Here is a 16,602-nt window from a genome sequence, read left to right as displayed (position 1 = left end):
GGTTGATGCCCTGCCCACGAGCAGTGGCAATCCTCTCTCGGACGGCGTGGGGGCACTCATGACCCATGGCAGTCTCGTGCTGCACAACCGCTCCCGTATCGATGCCGAGAATCATGGTGTTGTCATCTCGCCACTCGCAAACGGACAGAACTTCGAGGTGCATTTGGACCGTTCAACCCTGTCGGCCAAGAGCGCGGCAGCCATCTGGGTCCATGGCCGTGCCAGTGATGCTCACATCGATGTCGCCGTTGCCAACGGCAGCCAACTGCATGGAGGGGATGGAATTCTCATCCAACTGAAAGGGCGGACCGCTGTCGCAGCTGGCCGCACCACAGTCGATTTCACTGTCGATGACTCGCGCATCGCTGGCGATGTGGTGCTGGACACGACAACGGTCCCCAACGGCATGATCAACGTGGAACTGCGCAACAAGGCACAGATCGACGGCCGCTTCTTCAACGTCACCTCGGCCAGCATCGACGGCGACAGCACCTGGCTGATGTCCGGCGACAGCACTGTCGGTCATCTCGCGCTGGGTAGCACCGGTACGGTGGCGCTGGGCAATGGCAGTACGTTCAACACGCTCACCGTGGATACCTTCGACGGGGCCGGTGGCACCCTGCTGTTCAACACCCAGCTGGGCGACGACAGTTCGGCCACCGACAAGCTGATCATCAAGGGCGACGCCAACGGCCAGGCCAACGTGCGTGTGCTCAATGCCGGCGGCGCAGGCGCCAAGACCGACAAGGGCATCGAGCTGATCCGTGTGGGCGGTGCGTCCAATGCGCAGTTCGACCTGCAGGGCCGCGCGGTGGGTGGGCAGTACGAGTACTTCCTGTTCAAGGACGCGACCAACGGCGGCTGGTACCTGCGCTCGGAACTTGCCGGGGCGCCGGATCCGTGTGTGATCGACCCGACGCTGCCGGAGTGTAAGCCGGTCGATCCGGTGGACCCGGTGGATCCGGTGGATCCGGTCGATCCGGTCGATCCGATCGACCCCACGCCGGTGCTGCGCCCGGAAGCCGGCGCGTACCTGGCCAACCAATTCGCGATGGACCAGCTGCTGCGCCATGGCTGGCGCGACCGCCAGGGCGGCAACACCTCCGCCATTGATGGCGTGCGTGGCTGGGCCCGCGTGGACGCTACACAGAGCAAGCTGTCGGCGGTGGAAGACCAGCTGGACCTGCGCGTGGACCGCTCGCGCCTGCAGCTGGGTGCGGACATCGGCGTGTTCGACAACGGCCAGGGCCGCGTGGGCGTGATGGGTACGCTGGCCAAGTCCGACGCCACTTCACGTTCACAGCTGACCGGCTACAGCGCACGCGGCAAGCTCAACGGCGGCGCGCTCGGCGTGTACGGCAATTGGAGCAACGATGCACTGTATGTGGATGCCAGCGTGCAGCGCGGCCACTTCCGCAACCGCGTGCAGGGCGAAGGCCTGGCCGAGGAACGCTACGACTCGGACATCTGGCAGAGCTCGCTGGAAGCCGGCTACCGCTTCGGCATCGGCCAGATCGGCAGCACCGCGCTGAGCCTGCAGCCGGAACTGCAGCTGGTCTACACCGACGCCAACACCGATCGCCACGAGGAAGCCAACGGCACGGTGGTGCGCAGCCTGGGCGACAGCGGTCTGTCCGGCCGCGTGGGCCTGCGCCTGCAGGGCGAAGGCCGCAGTGCCGCCGGCGCGTCGGTCAGCCCGTATGTGGTGGCCAACTGGTACCGCGACGGCGCCAGCAACGGCATGGCGTTCGACGATGAAGCGCTGAAGGCCAGCGTGCCGCGCAACCGCTACGAGTTGAATGCCGGCGCGCGCGTGGACTTCCGTTCCGGGCTGAGTGCGTGGGGTGGCTTCGGCGTGATGCGCGGTGACCATGGTTACCGCGAGGCGACGGCGAACCTGAGCATGTCGTACAAGTGGTGAGGTAGAAGCGCGTTCTACTTTCTGTAGAGCCGAGCCATGCTCGGCTGCTTCTCGATGAGATTGTGATGAGCCGAGCGTCGGCTCGGCTCTACACGAATGTCGCGATCGCCACGCTGTGGCGTGCGCCGCACGATTGCAACGCTTTCGAACTTTCCAACAATTCTCATTGGCGGCACTGGCGCTTCATGCAAATCATGTAGCGCCACCGACAATGGGTGGCACGGGCTTCCAATCCCGTTCGGTTAATGTCGTTTACGCTTGCCTGCCGGCGTCGCCCTTTCCTTGTTGGGTGGCGTCGGCAGGCATTCTGTCCGCGCACCTATGGCGGGCGGTGCGTGGGGGCCTCGTGCCCGCCGGCGTTTGACGACGTTAGCCACCGGTATTGGAACCACGCACCGTCCGCCACCCTCGCTGTTAAGCAGGGTGGCCCCTTGCCGCTTGCACAGGACGCCGCCATGACCGCTTCCCCTTACCCGCACCTGTTCGCCACCCTGGGCGAGGCCGCCACGCGCCTGCCCGATGACCTGGCCCGCACGCTGGAAGACACCTTCGTTGCGCTGCAGACCGGTAACAGCCCTGGCGCCATCACCCTGCAGGCCTGCCTGCAGTACATCCGCCAGGGCGATGCCGCCGACGGCCAGCCGTGGCCCGGCACCAACCGCACACCCGGGCAGCGCCTGGCCCTGGCGCGCATCGACCGCGCCAATGCGGGGCTGAGTTTCCTGCTGGAACTGCTGCACGCCACCGAACGCGTACGCGTGGACGGTGAAATCGATCAGCAGATGGGCGATGGCGCGCGCGAAGGGCTGCTGCTGGCCTGCCGTGGGCTGGCCGAGTATGTGGATGTGCAGTTGCGAGCAGCGTAAGCACCCAACAAGGAGAAGTGCGGGGTAGCGCTCAGTTCAGTTGCACGCTGCGTGCAATTGCAACGATTCCGATGGTTCATCATCACAGGAGCACCAATAGTGCGCACTTCTTTTCAGGGAGTGCCCGGATGCACAAGATGATGATTCCGCTTACCCGCTATGCCCAGTTCAGCGGGCGCGCCAGCCGCGGTGAGTTCTGGTGGTTCCAGTTGTTCGTCGTGATCGTGTTGATACCGTCGAATGTGCTGGGCTTCATTGCTGGCTACACCGGTTCAAGCACGCTGGCACTGATATCGACGGGCGTGGGCGCGTTGGTGTGGCTGGCGATCATCGTGCCGATGATTGCAGTTACCGTGCGCCGTCTGCATGACACCGACCGTTCCGGCTGGTGGTACCTGCTGATGCTGGTGCCGATCGTGGGCCTGGTGGTGCTGGTGTTCCTGCTGCTACCCGGCACGCCGGGCAACAACCGCTTCGATACAGCGGTTCCGCACGTGTAACCCGCCCGCGTTGGTGGGTGTCGACCTTGGTCGACACGCTGTTGGCACGGGCGGCTGACACATCCGTGCCAACCAAGGTTGGCACCTACCAGAGCAACACCGAGGTATTCCCGCCTGGGTAGGTGTCGACCTTGGTCGACACGCTGTTGGCACGGGCGGCTGACACATTCGTGCCAACCAAGGTTGGCACCTGCCAGAGCAACATCGAGGTGTTCCCGCCTGGGTAGGTGGCGACCTTGGTCGACACGCTGTTGGCACGGGCGGCTGACACATTCGTGCCAACCAAGGTTGGCACCTACCAGAGCAACACCGAGGTATTCCCGCCTGGGTAGGTGTCGGCCTTGGTCGACACGGTGTTGGCACGGGCGGCTGACACATCCGTGCCAACCAAGGTTGGCACCTACCAGAGCAACGCCGAGGTGTTCCCGCCTGGGTAGTTGTCGACCTTGGTCTACATGGTGTTGCCACCGGCCGCTGAAACATTCGTGCCAACCAAGGTTGGCACTACCAGAGCGCACCGATGCGCCTCCGCGTTGGTGGGTGTCGACCTTGGTCGACACGCTGGTTGGCACGGGCGTCTGACGCATTCGTGCCAACCAAGGTTGGCACCTACCAGAGCAACACCGAGGTATTCCCGCCTGGGTAGGTGTCGACCTTGGTCGACACGCTGTTGGCACGGGCGGCTGACACATTCGTACCAACCAAGGTTGGCACCTGCCAGAGCGCACCGATGCGCCTCCGCTTTGGTAGGTGTCGACCTTGGTCGACACGGTGTGGCACGGGCGGCTGACACATTCGTGCCAACCAGGGTTGGCACCTGCCAGAGCAACACCAAGGTGTTCCCGCCTGGGTAGGTGTCGACCTTGGTCGACACGCTGTTGGCACGCGCGGCTGACACATCCGTGCCAACCAAGGTTGGCACCTACCAGAGCAACATCGATCTGACCCCACCCCGAAGCTTGGCACCCAGCAGGGCGGTACCGCTGCGGCTACGCGAAGTGCTGGTAACCGCCGTCGGCGGCTTCGCCATCCACGTTCACGCCCTGCCCTTCGGCAATCCGACCGATGCGGGTGAGCGGCACGTCCAGCGATTCGGCGAGGTAGTGCAGTGCGTCGCGCTGGTCGGCGGCGGCGGTGAAGCACAGTTCGTAGTCGTCGCCCCCGCGCAGTGCGCAGTCGCGCGCAGTGTCGCGGCCGAGCAGCTCACGCAGCGCGTGCGAGATCGGCAGCGAATCGGCGTCCACATGCGCGGCCACGTTGCTACGCGTGGCGATATGACCGAGGTCGGCCAGCAGGCCGTCGGACACATCCACCGCCGCGTGCGCGAAGGCCCGCAGGCGCAGGCCCAGGGTCACGCGCGGCGTCGGCCGCAGCAGGCGCAGGCGCAGGCTTTCGTAGTCGGCCAGCAGCGTGGCGGTGGCGATGCTCAACGCACCTTGTTGCCACAGGCGCAGCGCGCCGGCGGCATCGCCCAGCGTGCCACTGATCCAGATGTCATCGCCTGCCTGTGCGCGGTCGCGCCGCAGGGCCTGGCCACGCCCGACCTGGCCCATCGCGGTCACCGACAGCGACAGCGGACCGCGCGTGGTGTCGCCACCGATCAGCGCGATGTCGTGCTGGTCGGCCAGGGCGAAGAAGCCATCGGCAAAGGCCTCGATCCAGTCTTCAGACGCTTCCGGCAGTGACAGTGCCAGCGTGCACCACGCCGGGCGCGCGCCCATCGCGGCCAGGTCCGACAGGTTGACCGCCAGGGTCTTCCAGCCGATGTCGAAGGCAGGCGTCTCAACCGGGAAGTGCACGCCGCTGTTGAGCGTATCGGCGGTGACCACCAGTTGCTCGTTGGCACGCGGCTGCAGCAGCGCGGCGTCGTCACCGATGCCGAGCAGGATGTCGTCGCGCTCGAGGGTGCGGGCGCGGATGCGGTCGATGAGGGCGAATTCGGCCAGGGACATGGGGCGTTCTGCTTTTTTGTAGAGCCGAGCCATGCTCGGCTGCAGTTCGATCACGCGCCGCATTGCCGAACGCAACCGTGCGCTGCACGGTGAGCCGAGCATGGCTCGGCTCTACAGAAATCGGGTCAGTGACCCGATTCGACCTTGCGCCATTCCACGGCGGCACGATCCAGCACGCCGTTGACGTAGGTGTGGCCGTGTTCGGAACCGAAGCGCTTGGCCGATTCGATCGCTTCGTTGATCACCACGCGGTATGGCACGTCCAGGCGGTAGCGCAGCTCGTAGGCGGCCAGGCGCAGCACCGCGCGTTCGATCGCGTCCACTTCCTCGATGCCACGGTCCAGGTACGGGCCGAGCGCTTCATCGATGTCACGACGGTTGTCGAGCACGCCGTGCAGCAGCGCCTCGAAGTACGCCAGGTCAGCGATTTCACGGGCCTGCTCGTGGGCGAACTGGGCGATCAGCGACTGTGCGTTGCCGCCGGAGATCTGCCAGGCGTAGATGGCCTGCACGGCACGACGGCGGGCGCGCGAGCGCAGCACCGGATCGACGCCATCGCGGCGGACGGGTTTACCGGAGGGCTTGCCCTGGGTGTTCTTGTTCATGGCAGTTGCTCCAGCAGATTGACCATTTCCAGTGCGGCGAGTGCGACTTCCTCGCCCTTGTTGCCGTGGCTGCCGCCTGCGCGGGCCTCGGCGTCTTCAACGCGTTCCACCGCCAGCACGCCGTTCAGCACCGGCACGCCGAAATCCAGCTGCACGCGCATCAGGCCTTCGGCGCAGCGGTCGGCCACGTGTTCGTAGTGGCGGGTGTCGCCACGGATCACGCAGCCCAGGGTGAGGATGGCGGCGTGTTCATGGGCGGCGGCCAGGCGCGCGGCCACCAGCGGCAGTTCCCAGGCACCCGGCACGCGGATCACGTCGATGTTGGCTTCGGTGATGCCGTTGCCGGCCAGGCTCAGGCGCGCGCCTGCGACCAGCGCGTCGGTGATGCGGGCGTTCCAGCGGCTGGCCAGGATGGCGAAGCGCGCCGACTCGGGAGTGCGAAGATCGCCTTCGTAGTGGCTCATATGCGGCTTGGGGACTCGATAAGGGGGTAATTCTAGCGTGGATGGGCCCCGGCCGTGGCTGGCGGGGGCCCGCAGGGTGTGCCGACCAACGGTCGGCACCCACCGGTGGCATGGGGTCGGCACCCACCGGTGGCATGGGGCCGGCACCCACCGGTAGTGCCGGCCGCTGGCCGGCAATCCCCCATTACAGGGTGACCGTCTGCACCACTTCCAGGCCGTAACCGGCCAGGCCAACCTGGCGGCGCGGGGTGCCCAGCACCCGCAGCTTGCCCAGGCCCAGGTCAGACAGGATCTGTGCGCCGGCACCGTTGCGGCGCCACTGGCCCACATCCTTGTCCTTGCCCGGCACCACCGGCGCCGGCTGCTGGCGCAGGCGGGCCAGCAGGGCTTCACCGTCGCGCGGGGCCGACAGCACCACCATCACGCCGGCGCCCTCGGCATCGATCGCGCGCAGGGCATCGGTGGCCGCCACGCCGAAGTCGTCGCGGCGCCAGTGCAGCAGGTCGGCCAGCGGGTTTTCCACCTGCACGCGCACCAGGGTCGGGGTGTCCGCATCCGGCGTGCCACGAACCAGCGCGAAGTGCAGGTCGTGGGCGATGCGGTCGCGGTAGGTCACCAGCTTGAACGGACCGAATTCGGTGTCGATCTCGCGCTCGTCCACGCGCTCGACGGTCTTTTCGGTGGCCAGGCGGTAGGCGATCAGATCGGCGATGGAGCCCATCTTCAGGCCGTGCTCGCGGGCGAACACTTCAAGCTCCGGGCGGCGCGCCATGCTGCCATCCGGGTTCAGGATCTCCACCAGCACGCCGGCCGGTTCCAGCCCGGCGAGCATGGCCAGGTCGACGCCGGCTTCGGTGTGGCCGGCGCGGGTCAGCACGCCGCCCGGCTGGGCGATCAGCGGGAAGATGTGGCCCGGCTGGTGCAGGTCCGACGGCTTGGCATTGGGCTTTACCGCGGTGCGGATGGTATGCGCGCGGTCATGCGCCGAAATGCCGGTGGTGACGCCCTCGGCGGCCTCGATGCTGACCGTGAAGTTGGTCTGGAACTGGGCGGTATTGGCCTGCACCATCGGCGCCAGGCCGAGGTCGGCGGCGCGGCTGCGGGTCAGCGGCAGGCACACCAGGCCGCGGCCGTGGGTGACCATGAAGTTGATGTCCGACGGCTTGACCAGCTCGGCGGCCATGATCAGGTCGCCTTCGTTCTCGCGGTCTTCGTCATCGACGATGACCACCATGCGGCCCAGACGGATGTCTTCCAGGATTTCCGGAATCGGGGCGAAGTTCATGCTGCGTCTCCCTGTGGGTGCTGACCGTTGCTCGGCACACCCATCAATCGCTCGACGTAACGGGCCACCAGATCGATTTCCAGATTGACCGCGCTGCCCACGCCGGTGGCGGAGAAGGCGGTGTTGGCCACGGTGTGCGGGATCAGGGCGACTTCGAAGCCTTCGTCGTCCACTTCGTTGACGGTGAGGCTGACGCCGTCCACGCAGATCGAGCCCTTCTTGGCGATATAGCGGCGCAGCGAGGCCGGCGCGGCGAAACGCCAGCGCTGGGCGCGCGCGTCTTCATGGATGGACAGCACCTGGCCGAGGCCGTCGACGTGGCCGCTGACCAGATGGCCGCCGAGGCGGTCGGTCGGGCGCATGGCGCGCTCCAGGTTGATGACCGCGCCCTCGCCCAGCTGGCCCAGCGTGGTCAGGCCCAGGGTCTCGGTGGAGGCATCGACCTGGAAGCTGCTGGCGTCGAACGCGATGACGGTGAGGCAGACACCGTTGATGGCAATGCTCTCGCCCATCTGCACGTGGTCGAACGGCAGATTCCCGACGTTGAAGGTGAAGCGGACATCGCCGCCGATGGATTCGCGTGCGGCCAGACGGCCGACGCCTTCGATGATTCCAGTAAACAAGTAACGTTCTCCGCGAAAAGTGAGCGAAAAACGCCGCAAGGCAAACAGGCGGGCGCAGGGCCGCGAAGGCCCTGTGGCACCGTCTTCTTTCATCCGGACTATGACCGTCGGCTCCGGCATTGGACCGGATCTGCTGACCCCCGGCCGTGGGCCGGGGCGCTCGCGGGCTCGTGCTTGCGCACCTACCGCCGGTGGGGAATTGCACCCCGCCCTGAAGACGTTTGTGTACCGGCGAACCGGCGCGGCTAGTGTACCAGCCCGTGCTGAACGGGGTGGGATGCCCGGGGTCGGATCCCTTTCCGCTGGACGGGGCTCTGATCCCGGCCCTCTCGAAATCGCTACGGGTCAGAGCCGTTTTCCGACGGAAAACGGATCTGACCCCGATCCAGGCCCGCTCGCACTCTGATGACCGGGGTCGGATCCCTTTCCGCCCCGGAAAGGGCTCTGACCCCGGGTCCCTCGAAATCGCGGAGGGGTCAGAGCCGTTTTCCGACGGAAAACGGATCCGACCCCGTTGCAGGCCCGCTCGCACTCTGATGACCGGGGTCGGATCCCTTTCCTGCGGAAAGGGCTCTGACCCCGGGTCCCTCGAAATCGCGGAGGGGTCAGAGCCGTTTTCCGACGGAAAACGGATCCGACCCCGATGCAGGCCCGCTCGCATTCTGATGACCGGGGTCGGATCCCTTTCCGCAGGAAAGGGCTCTGACCCCGGCCAAGCCAGACCAGCTTGTGACGGCCGTCTCTCGCATTTTGTAAAACTTTCATTAAAATCCGCAGCGGGCGACATGAGGTCGCCACGGGCAGCCGCGAGGGCAGGCCCGCCAATGGACTGAAATTCACAGGAATTCCCATGCGCAAGATCCTGATCGTGGCCGCCCTGCTGGCCGCTGCTCCGTTCTCGGCTTCGGCCGACGCCCTGAGCTACACCTCCGTGGAAGGCGGCTGGACCCAGGTCCAGGTTGACGACAACGTGCTGGACGACCCGAAGGTCGACGGCGGCTACCTGCGCGGCTCGGTCGCGCTGGCCGAGCAGGTCTACGTGTTCGGTGGCTGGTCGCGCACCAGCAAGACCCGCCACTACGGCGAAGACTCGCTGAAGCTGGAACTGAACCAGCCGGAGCTGGGTATCGGCTACCACATGCCGTGGACCGACCGCCTGGACTTCACCGCCGATGCCGCCTGGGTGCGCCAGAACGCCGAATCGACCCTGCGCTACGACGGCGTGCGTTACCACGGCAAGGACCACACCAACCTGGGCCGCGTCACCATGGGTATCCGCGGCAAGCCGTCGCGCATGACCGAAGCCTGGGCCAAGGCCGGCTACATGGATGGCGGCAACAACTACAAGGGCACCTGGGTCGGCACCGTTGGCGGCCAGGTCAACTTCACCAAGACCTGGGGTGTAGTGGGCGAGATCGCCGGCTACCGCGACGTCACCCAGTACTCGGTCGGCGTCCGCGCCAGCTTCTGATTTACCGATCGCTCCTCGTCGTGCGATCGAACGGGCCCCGCAAGGGGCCCGTTTTTTTTGGGCCCGCGCGCGCCGGCAGGCGGCCACAGGGCACCATCGGGCCTGCGCAAAGATGCGCTACGCTTGCGCGCCTCTGGAACAGGAAACACCGTCATGAAGACTCCCTTGCGTACCCTGCTGGCCAGCGCCCTGCTGGCGGCCCCGCTGCTGGCCGGCGCCGCCCCGGCCACACTGACGCCCGAACAGGCTTTCGACCTGTACGCACGCGTGCTGCTGGAAGATGACGCCGTGGCGACCCGCGCGCTCAACGATGCACTGAAGCCGGCGTTCGAAGGCCAGGACGCGGTGACCCCGAACCCGGGTGCGCTGGCCAAGGCGCTGGCCGAACCGTGGCAGGTCGTACTAGCCAGCACCGGCGCAAAGGCCGACGCGGCCGCCAGCGAAGCGCTGTATGCCAAGGCCCTGCGTGATTCGAAGTGCCGCGCCAGCAAGAGCGTGATTGAAGACAACGAGTACGTGGAAGACCAGAAGCCGGCGCGCATCACTTTCAGCTGCCAGGTGCCCGACCTCGGCAAGGTGCGCCCGCTGTTCGCCGCCAGCCTTGCAGCCGACGCCAGCCCGGCCGCGCGCAGGCAGTTCACCGACGCCTACACCCAGGCGCTGCAGAGCGGTGCGCGCGTGCCGGTCAGCGGCACCTTCACCCTGTACCCGGCCAAGGACAACGGCTACTGGTACAGCGGCAACTTCGACGATCTGGTGGGTACCGTGACCGGCGCGCTGGCACCGTTCGAGGACTGGATGCAGGACGCGCAGGCGGCCAGCGCACCGAGGGTGACCGGCGTACCCGGCTGTGACCTGCTGTTGCAGCAGCACCGCGCCTGCGTGGCGAAGATCGCGCCGGACCAGATCAGTGGCGTGGATGCCATGACCGAGGAACTGAAGGCCAAGGCCAAGGTGAAGTCAGCCGAAGACATGACGCAGGAATGCAAGGCACTGCGCCCGATCGCCGAGATGATGTGGACCGACGAATGCGCGTGAGCGGGATGTAACGCCGAGCCTACGCGCTGCCCAGCGTTGCCGACGGCAAGGGCAACTGCATTTTCAGAACCCTTGCATGGCCCTGCGCGGCCTGCATGGTCAATGCTGTTGCCCTCTTCCACCAGGGCAACCGCATGAAACACCGTATGACGTCGACCGCGCTCATGTTGCTGGCGCTGATGGTGTGCTGGCAGGCCGAAGCGTCCAGGTTCAAAGCCACGAAGATCATCGTCGTCCAACCCTCGGTCGCCTTCGAGTCAGCGCAGCTGAGCGACAGGCACCTGGATGCGTGGATGAGTGAGGATGATCACTGCCGCGACTTCCTGATGTACCACGACCAGTGTGCCGTGCTGGTACTGCCGGATGAGTACGACGACGGTTTTACGCGTCGCCAGTTGCGGTTCAAGGCGAGGCAACTGCCGGGCGAGGCGCTCGGCGCGTACTGCCGCGACCTGCATGTGCTGTGGAAGCAGCAATGGAAAGGCCAATGCCCCGTTGGCGAAGAAGACGACGAAGCGGCCTGACGCCATGGGCGTAGCCCCCTGCCCTGCGTCATTCCTTCATGGGCGCAGCAGCAGCCTGTTGTCCTCGCCGACCTGGCGCTGGTCAACCACGCGCAGGCGACGCTGCTGGTCCATGGCATCAATGCCGAGGCCAGCCAGCAGCGGGCGGCCGTTGTCGCCCAGCAGCGTGGGCGCCTGATAGAGCAGAAGCTCATCGACCCAGCCACCGCGCAGCAGCGCACCGGCCAGTGTCGCGCCGGCTTCGGTGTGCACTTCGTTGATGCCGCGCTCGGCCAGCAGCGCCAGCACCGCGCCCAGGTCCAACCGCCCCTCTGCGCTGGGCACGCTGGCGAATTCGGCGTCGGCCGCGTCCGGTGCGCTCACCGCCGCAGCGTGCAGGTACAGCGTCGGTGCCCCGCCCTCGCGCACGCGGCTGCATTCGAGCGAGCGCAGGCGCGAATCCAGCACCACACGCAGTGGCGCCATCACTTCGGTATCGGCCAGGCGCACGGTCAGCATCGGGTCGTCGGCCAGCACCGTGTCGGCGCCGGTCAGGATCGCACCGGCGCGCGCGCGCCAGTGCTGCACGTCCTCGCGCGCGGCCGGCCCGGTGATCCACTTGGAACTGCCATCGGCCATCGCGGTACGGCCATCCAGGCTGGCGGCCAGCTTCACCCGCAACCACGGCCGATTGCGCTCCACGCGCGACAGGAAGCCCTTGTTGAGCTCGCGCGCCTGCGCCGCCATCAGCCCTTCGGCGACGTCGATGCCGGCATTGCGCAGCAGATCGAACCCACCGCCATCGACCTTCGGGAATGGATCACGCATCGCCGCGACCACGCGCGACACGCCGGCTTCGATCAAGGCCAGCGCACACGGTGGCGTGCGCCCGTAGTGGGCGCAGGGTTCCAGGGTGACGTAGGCGGTGGCACCGCGTGCTTCGGTGCCCGCCTCGCGCAGGGCGAACACTTCCGCATGCGGGCCACCGGCGCGCTGGTGCCAGCCCTGCCCGACCACGCGTTCGCCATGGGCGATCACGCAGCCGACCATCGGGTTGGGGCGGGTGGTATAGGCAGCGCGCTCGGCCAGGCGCAGCGCGTTGGCCATGTGCAGGTGGTCGAGGACGGAGAACGGGGTGGTCATGCGGCCATGGTAACGCTGCCGGTGTTGATCCATGCCGTCAGTGCCAACCAACGGTTGGCACCCACCAGTGAATGCGGCCACCGGTGCCCACCAAGGTTGGCACCCCCAAGGCAGAGGCAGTCAGCCCTTCTTCTTCTTGGTCAGGGCGATCACATCGCCCAGCAGCTGCAGCTGTTCGGTACTGGACGGCAGGTCGCGCTCGAGCTTCTCGATCTCCTCGCGGAAATCGGCCACGTCCTCGAAGCTGCGGTAGACCGAAGCGAAGCGCACGTAGCCGACATGATCGAGCTTGCGCAGTTCGTTCATCACGAACTCGCCGACCTTGATCGAGGGCACTTCGCGCTCGCCGCTGATGCGCAGCTGGTGAACCACCGCACGCACCGCTGCTTCGATCTTGTCTTCGGCCACCGCACGCTTCTGCAGCGCGCGGTCGAAGCCAGCGCGGACCTTGCGCTGGTCGAACGCCTCGCGGGTGCCATCGCTCTTGACGATGGCCGGCAGCTTCAGTTCGACCGTTTCCAGGGTGCTGAAGCGCTCGCCGCAGGCTTCACATTCACGCCGACGACGGATCGTCGCGCCGTCTTCAGAGACGCGCGAGTCGATGACCCGGGTATCGGCATGTTGGCAGAAGGGGCAGTGCATGGAACGCCTGGCTCAGGAAAGTACCTATTGCCACGGTCATGGCAGCGTCGCAAAGGTACCTGAGAAAGGGCGCAGCGGCAAATGCTGTCTGCGCGGAAGTACCTGCATTTCGGCCAACCAGAGCGTCCAGTGAGGTCAGCAGGACCAGACGTTCAACCAGGTGCCGACGGCACCGGGGCCGCGCGTGCCCAGCGCAGCCACGCCAGGTGCCCGGCCATCACCAGCAGCGGCGGGCCGAACCCAAGGAAGGCCAGGGTCGAGATTTCCCCATGCTTGAAGGTGAAGTACAACGCGGCGGCGACCACGGCCAACGCGGCCAGCACCCCCAGCGCAAGGCCGACCCAGGCGACAACCGGTGATTGGCGCAGGCCGGCAACACCGCGCCACAGGAACAGGCCGCTCAGCCACAACCACGACAGCAGGCCGATGATTCCAGCCGACGACCACAGCAGCAACCACGTGTGCTCTTCGCCCGTCAGGTACTTGCCGTCCCATACGACCATCAGCCCCAGCACGGCACCCGTGCCGCCTGCCGCCACGGCGGGCAGGCCCACCAGCAGGCCGGCGATCGCCATCCAGCGTTTGTGCAGACGCTCATCCATGCGTTCGATCTCCTTCCATGGGCCACGTCATGCGCGGCGTTTGATCCACACCAGCATCGCAGCCGGCACCAGCATCGACGGGCCCAGCAGCAACAAGCCGATGCCTTCGGCATGCACGGCGATGCCCCACCACAGCGCCAGCCCCAGCGGGGGCAAGGCGGCGAGACCGCCCGCCAGCAGCATCCACCACCAGAGGCGGTGCACGTGCAGCCCGGCACGCCCCTGCAGCAGAAAACCCGCGCTGAGCCACAACCAGGCCAGGCAGCCGGCAATGCCGGCCAGGCCCCACAGCGGCATCACCGTCACCGAGGCCAGCGTGCCATGACCGAACTGGCCCAGCCCCATCAGCAGCAGCATCGTCGCTACAGCACCGCCCACCACCAGGCTGGGCAGGCCGAAGACCACCGCCAGGATGGCATACAGATACCGGGCGCGGCGCTCATCCACGCGGGCCTACTCCTTTGACCGTGCCGGGCCGGATGGCTCGCCCATGGCGTCGGCACGCAGCCGCAGGAGGATCAACATACCGGTGGGCACCAGCAGGGACGGCCCGGCGAACAGCCCGCTGAGCACGGACGGACCCAGCTCGGCGAAGTAGTACAGCGCCATCGCCAGCAGGGGCAGGCCCGCCAGCACGCCCAGGCCCAGCAGCAGCCACCAGCGGCGTGATGCCATGTGCAGCCCGCGTGCGCCATCGCGCAGCCAGACGATGCTGAGTGCGACCCAGGCCACGAGGCCGGCGATCGCGCACGATCCCCACGCGAACATGCCGGCGGCAAACCACAGTTTGTCCGCGTCCAGCGATACGAGCCCGATCACGCCCATGACCACGGCGATGCAGGCGCCGGCACCGCCGAAGAACAGGCTGGGCAGGCCGAACAGCACCGCCAGTGCGATGTACAGGTACTTGAGGCGGCGCTCATCCATGCGCGGGATTCCTGATGACGGGGTCAGAGCCCTTCCCTGCGGGAAGGGATCCGACCCCTGCGTCGATCCGGAAGGCGGGGTCGGATCCCTTTCCGCCAGGAAAGGGCTCCGACCCCACTCTCCGATCAGCCGTAGACCGGGTACTTGCGGCACTGCGCGCTGACGGCGTCGCGCACGCGGGCGATGACCGCGTCATCGTTCGGTGCGTCGAGCACGTCGGCGATCCAGTTGGCCAGATCCACGCAGTCCTGTTCGACGTAGCCACGGGTGGTCACCGCCGGGGTACCCAGGCGCAGGCCCGAGGTCACGAACGGCGAACGCGGGTCGTTCGGCACCGAGTTCTTGTTGACGGTGATGTGGGCCTTGCCCAGCGCGGCTTCCGCGTCCTTGCCGGACACGTCCTTGCCGATCATGTCCACCAGCATCAGGTGGTTCTGGGTGCCGCCGGAGACGATCTTGTAGCCACGCGCGATCAGCGTGTTGGCCATCGCCTGGGCGTTCTTCACCACCTGCTGCTGGTAGGCCTTGAAGCCCGGCTCCAGCGCTTCCTTGAAGGCCACGGCCTTGCCGGCGATGACGTGCATCAGCGGACCGCCCTGGATGCCCGGGAACACGATCGACTGCAGCTTCTTGACCAGGTCTTCGTCGGCGCCCTTGGCGATGATGATGCCGCCGCGCGGGCCGCGCAGGGTCTTGTGGGTGGTCGAGGTGACCACGTGGGCGTGTTCCAGCGGGCTCGGGTAGACGCCTGCGGCGACCAGGCCGGCGACGTGGGCCATGTCGACGAACAGGTAGGCGCCGACCTTGTCGGCGATGGCGCGGAAGCGCGCCCAGTCGATCACCTGCGAGTAGGCCGAGAAGCCGGCCACGACCATCTTCGGCTTGTGCTCCAGGGCCAGGCGCTCGACTTCGTCGTAATCGATCAGGCCCTGGTCGTTGACGCCGTACTGCACGGCGTTGAACAGCTTGCCCGAGGCATTGACCTTGGCGCCGTGGGTGAGGTGGCCACCGTGGGCCAGGCTCATGCCGAGGATGGTGTCACCCGGCTGCAGCAGGGCGAAGTACACGGCCTGGTTGGCCTGCGAACCGCTGTGCGGCTGCACGTTGGCATAGTCCGCATCGAACAGCTGCTTCAGGCGGTCGATCGCCAGCTGCTCGGCGATGTCCACGTATTCGCAGCCACCGTAGTAGCGCTTGCCCGGGTAGCCTTCGGCGTACTTGTTGGTCAGCTGGCTGCCCTGGGCTTCCATCACCGCCGGGCTGGTGTAGTTCTCGCTGGCGATCAGCTCGACGTGGTCTTCCTGGCGCTGGGTCTCAGCGGCGATGGCCTTGGCCAGTTCGGGATCGTAGGATTCGATGCGGACGTCACGCGGGAACATCGGGTACTCCAGCAGGCAGGGAAAAGGGGTACGGCTCAGCCCTCGATTGTAGCTCCGCACTGGCCCGCTGGGGCCGAAACGGACGGGGCCGGCATCCCCGAAGGAATCCGGCCCCGTATGGTTTCGATCGATAGTTGTGGGGTCAGAGCCCTTTCCGTTGGGAAGGGATCCGACCCCGGCCGCGATCCTCAGCGACTGAGCACGTACTGGGCGATTACACCGGTGGCGATGGCCACCAGCAGCATGTTGCCGCGATCATCCCGGATCCACTGATGGCCGTACGGCGGGCGGCGCAGGTTGTAGCGCGGGTAGTCGTTCACCACGTAGACCGGGCCGCGGTAGTAGTCGCGGTAGCGGTGGCCGACCTTCCAGCTATAGCCCGGGCCATAGGCCGGGCGATAGACCACGCGCGGCGGTGCCGGGCGGTAGTAGCGATCATGGTCACGGTGCCAGTCGCGGCGGTCGCGTTCCCAGTCGCGCCGGGCCTCGCGGCGGTCGCGCTCCCAGTCGCGGCGGTCCTGGCGCCACTCACGGCGATCCTCGCGCCACTCGCGGCGGTCGTGGTCGCGGCGATGGTCGTTGTCGGCGAAGGCCGGGGTCACGGCGCCCAGCGCCAGCACAGAGGCCACGGCGCCGGCCATTACTCGATTGATGCGCATGTCAGACCTCTGCTTGGGTGGG

18 protein-coding genes and 1 riboswitch are annotated in these 16,602 nt (G+C 66.8%); of the genes, 6 read left to right on the top strand and 12 right to left on the bottom strand.

Annotated elements, in window-relative coordinates; translation table 11 throughout:
- Window positions 1-163 precede the first annotated feature (163 nt).
- The 3 genes from QP609_RS03130 (at window position 164) to QP609_RS03120 (ending at window position 3,287) form a co-directional block, all read left to right on the top strand.
- Window positions 164-1,921 (top strand): autotransporter outer membrane beta-barrel domain-containing protein, encoded by a 1,758-nt coding sequence (locus QP609_RS03130; protein WP_289213862.1) that lies wholly within the window; start codon window positions 164-166, stop codon window positions 1,919-1,921.
- A gap of 455 nt (window positions 1,922-2,376) precedes the next feature.
- The gene (locus QP609_RS03125; protein ID WP_197621222.1) at window positions 2,377-2,787 is read left to right on the top strand and encodes a hypothetical protein; all 411 of its coding nucleotides are present in this window, start codon (window positions 2,377-2,379) and stop codon (window positions 2,785-2,787) included.
- A gap of 128 nt (window positions 2,788-2,915) precedes the next feature.
- Window positions 2,916-3,287, top strand: coding sequence for a DUF805 domain-containing protein (locus QP609_RS03120; protein ID WP_032956635.1), 372 nt, complete (start codon window positions 2,916-2,918; stop codon window positions 3,285-3,287).
- Window positions 3,288-4,276: 989 nt separating this feature from the next.
- Here the strand turns inward: QP609_RS03120 and thiL are convergent.
- The 5 genes from thiL to QP609_RS03095 all read right to left on the bottom strand — a co-directional run bounded on the left by thiL (window position 4,277) and on the right by QP609_RS03095 (window position 8,216).
- A complete protein-coding gene (gene thiL / locus QP609_RS03115; RefSeq protein WP_046428783.1) occupies window positions 4,277-5,239 on the bottom strand; it encodes a thiamine-phosphate kinase in 963 nt (320 codons plus the stop codon).
- A gap of 125 nt (window positions 5,240-5,364) precedes the next feature.
- Complete coding sequence (nusB, locus tag QP609_RS03110; RefSeq protein ID WP_005408062.1) at window positions 5,365-5,844, bottom strand: transcription antitermination factor NusB; 480 nt, start codon at window positions 5,842-5,844, stop codon at window positions 5,365-5,367.
- Window positions 5,841-6,308, bottom strand: a complete 468-nt coding sequence (gene ribH / locus QP609_RS03105; protein ID WP_005415267.1) for a 6,7-dimethyl-8-ribityllumazine synthase — start codon at window positions 6,306-6,308, stop codon at window positions 5,841-5,843. The genes nusB and ribH overlap by 4 nt, the downstream gene beginning before the upstream one ends.
- A gap of 184 nt (window positions 6,309-6,492) precedes the next feature.
- Window positions 6,493-7,593, bottom strand: a complete 1,101-nt coding sequence (gene ribB, locus QP609_RS03100; RefSeq protein WP_111206811.1) for a 3,4-dihydroxy-2-butanone-4-phosphate synthase — start codon at window positions 7,591-7,593, stop codon at window positions 6,493-6,495.
- Complete coding sequence (locus QP609_RS03095; protein WP_197621223.1) at window positions 7,590-8,216, bottom strand: riboflavin synthase; 627 nt, start codon at window positions 8,214-8,216, stop codon at window positions 7,590-7,592. The genes ribB and QP609_RS03095 overlap by 4 nt, the downstream gene beginning before the upstream one ends.
- Window positions 8,217-8,293: 77 nt before the next feature.
- A riboswitch (FMN riboswitch) is annotated at window positions 8,294-8,439 on the bottom strand.
- A gap of 627 nt (window positions 8,440-9,066) precedes the next feature.
- On the opposite strand from QP609_RS03095, the gene QP609_RS03090 reads away from it, so the two are divergent.
- The 3 genes from QP609_RS03090 to QP609_RS03080 all read left to right on the top strand — a co-directional run bounded on the left by QP609_RS03090 (window position 9,067) and on the right by QP609_RS03080 (window position 11,249).
- Window positions 9,067-9,687, top strand: coding sequence for a hypothetical protein (locus QP609_RS03090; protein ID WP_197621224.1), 621 nt, complete (start codon window positions 9,067-9,069; stop codon window positions 9,685-9,687).
- A 153-nt stretch (window positions 9,688-9,840) separates the two neighbouring features.
- Window positions 9,841-10,725, top strand: coding sequence for a hypothetical protein (locus QP609_RS03085; RefSeq protein ID WP_197621225.1), 885 nt, complete (start codon window positions 9,841-9,843; stop codon window positions 10,723-10,725).
- Between the two features lie 146 nt (window positions 10,726-10,871).
- Window positions 10,872-11,249, top strand: a complete 378-nt coding sequence (locus tag QP609_RS03080) for a hypothetical protein (protein ID WP_289213861.1) — start codon at window positions 10,872-10,874, stop codon at window positions 11,247-11,249.
- Window positions 11,250-11,285: 36 nt separating this feature from the next.
- Here the strand turns inward: QP609_RS03080 and ribD are convergent, their stop codons facing one another.
- The 7 genes from ribD to QP609_RS03045 form a co-directional block, all read right to left on the bottom strand.
- Window positions 11,286-12,371 (bottom strand): bifunctional diaminohydroxyphosphoribosylaminopyrimidine deaminase/5-amino-6-(5-phosphoribosylamino)uracil reductase RibD, encoded by a 1,086-nt coding sequence (gene ribD, locus QP609_RS03075; RefSeq protein ID WP_142235471.1) that lies wholly within the window; start codon window positions 12,369-12,371, stop codon window positions 11,286-11,288.
- Window positions 12,372-12,491: 120 nt separating this feature from the next.
- Window positions 12,492-13,013 carry a transcriptional regulator NrdR gene (nrdR, locus tag QP609_RS03070; RefSeq protein ID WP_010481984.1) on the bottom strand — a complete coding sequence of 174 codons (522 nt, stop codon included), beginning with the start codon at window positions 13,011-13,013 and terminating at the stop codon, window positions 12,492-12,494.
- A 152-nt stretch (window positions 13,014-13,165) separates the two neighbouring features.
- On the bottom strand, window positions 13,166-13,615 hold the full coding sequence (locus QP609_RS03065) for a hypothetical protein (RefSeq protein WP_197621226.1): 450 nt from the start codon (window positions 13,613-13,615) through the stop codon (window positions 13,166-13,168).
- A 27-nt stretch (window positions 13,616-13,642) separates the two neighbouring features.
- Complete coding sequence (locus tag QP609_RS03060; RefSeq protein WP_046428774.1) at window positions 13,643-14,062, bottom strand: hypothetical protein; 420 nt, start codon at window positions 14,060-14,062, stop codon at window positions 13,643-13,645.
- A gap of 6 nt (window positions 14,063-14,068) precedes the next feature.
- Window positions 14,069-14,542: a hypothetical protein gene (locus QP609_RS03055; RefSeq protein WP_142235430.1), complete on the bottom strand. Its 474-nt coding sequence runs from the start codon at window positions 14,540-14,542 to the stop codon at window positions 14,069-14,071.
- Between the two features lie 125 nt (window positions 14,543-14,667).
- Window positions 14,668-15,921 carry a serine hydroxymethyltransferase gene (gene glyA / locus QP609_RS03050; protein ID WP_014645914.1) on the bottom strand — a complete coding sequence of 418 codons (1,254 nt, stop codon included), beginning with the start codon at window positions 15,919-15,921 and terminating at the stop codon, window positions 14,668-14,670.
- A gap of 188 nt (window positions 15,922-16,109) precedes the next feature.
- A complete protein-coding gene (locus QP609_RS03045; RefSeq protein ID WP_289213860.1) occupies window positions 16,110-16,580 on the bottom strand; it encodes an RcnB family protein in 471 nt (156 codons plus the stop codon).
- Window positions 16,581-16,602: the final 22 nt, after the last annotated feature.

It is taken from the genome of Stenotrophomonas sp. 8(2023), assembly GCF_030345295.1.
Lineage (GTDB): Bacteria > Pseudomonadota > Gammaproteobacteria > Xanthomonadales > Xanthomonadaceae > Stenotrophomonas > Stenotrophomonas muris.
Note: the sequence above shows the minus strand (reverse complement) of the source record. Positions and strands in the feature narration are given on the sequence as shown.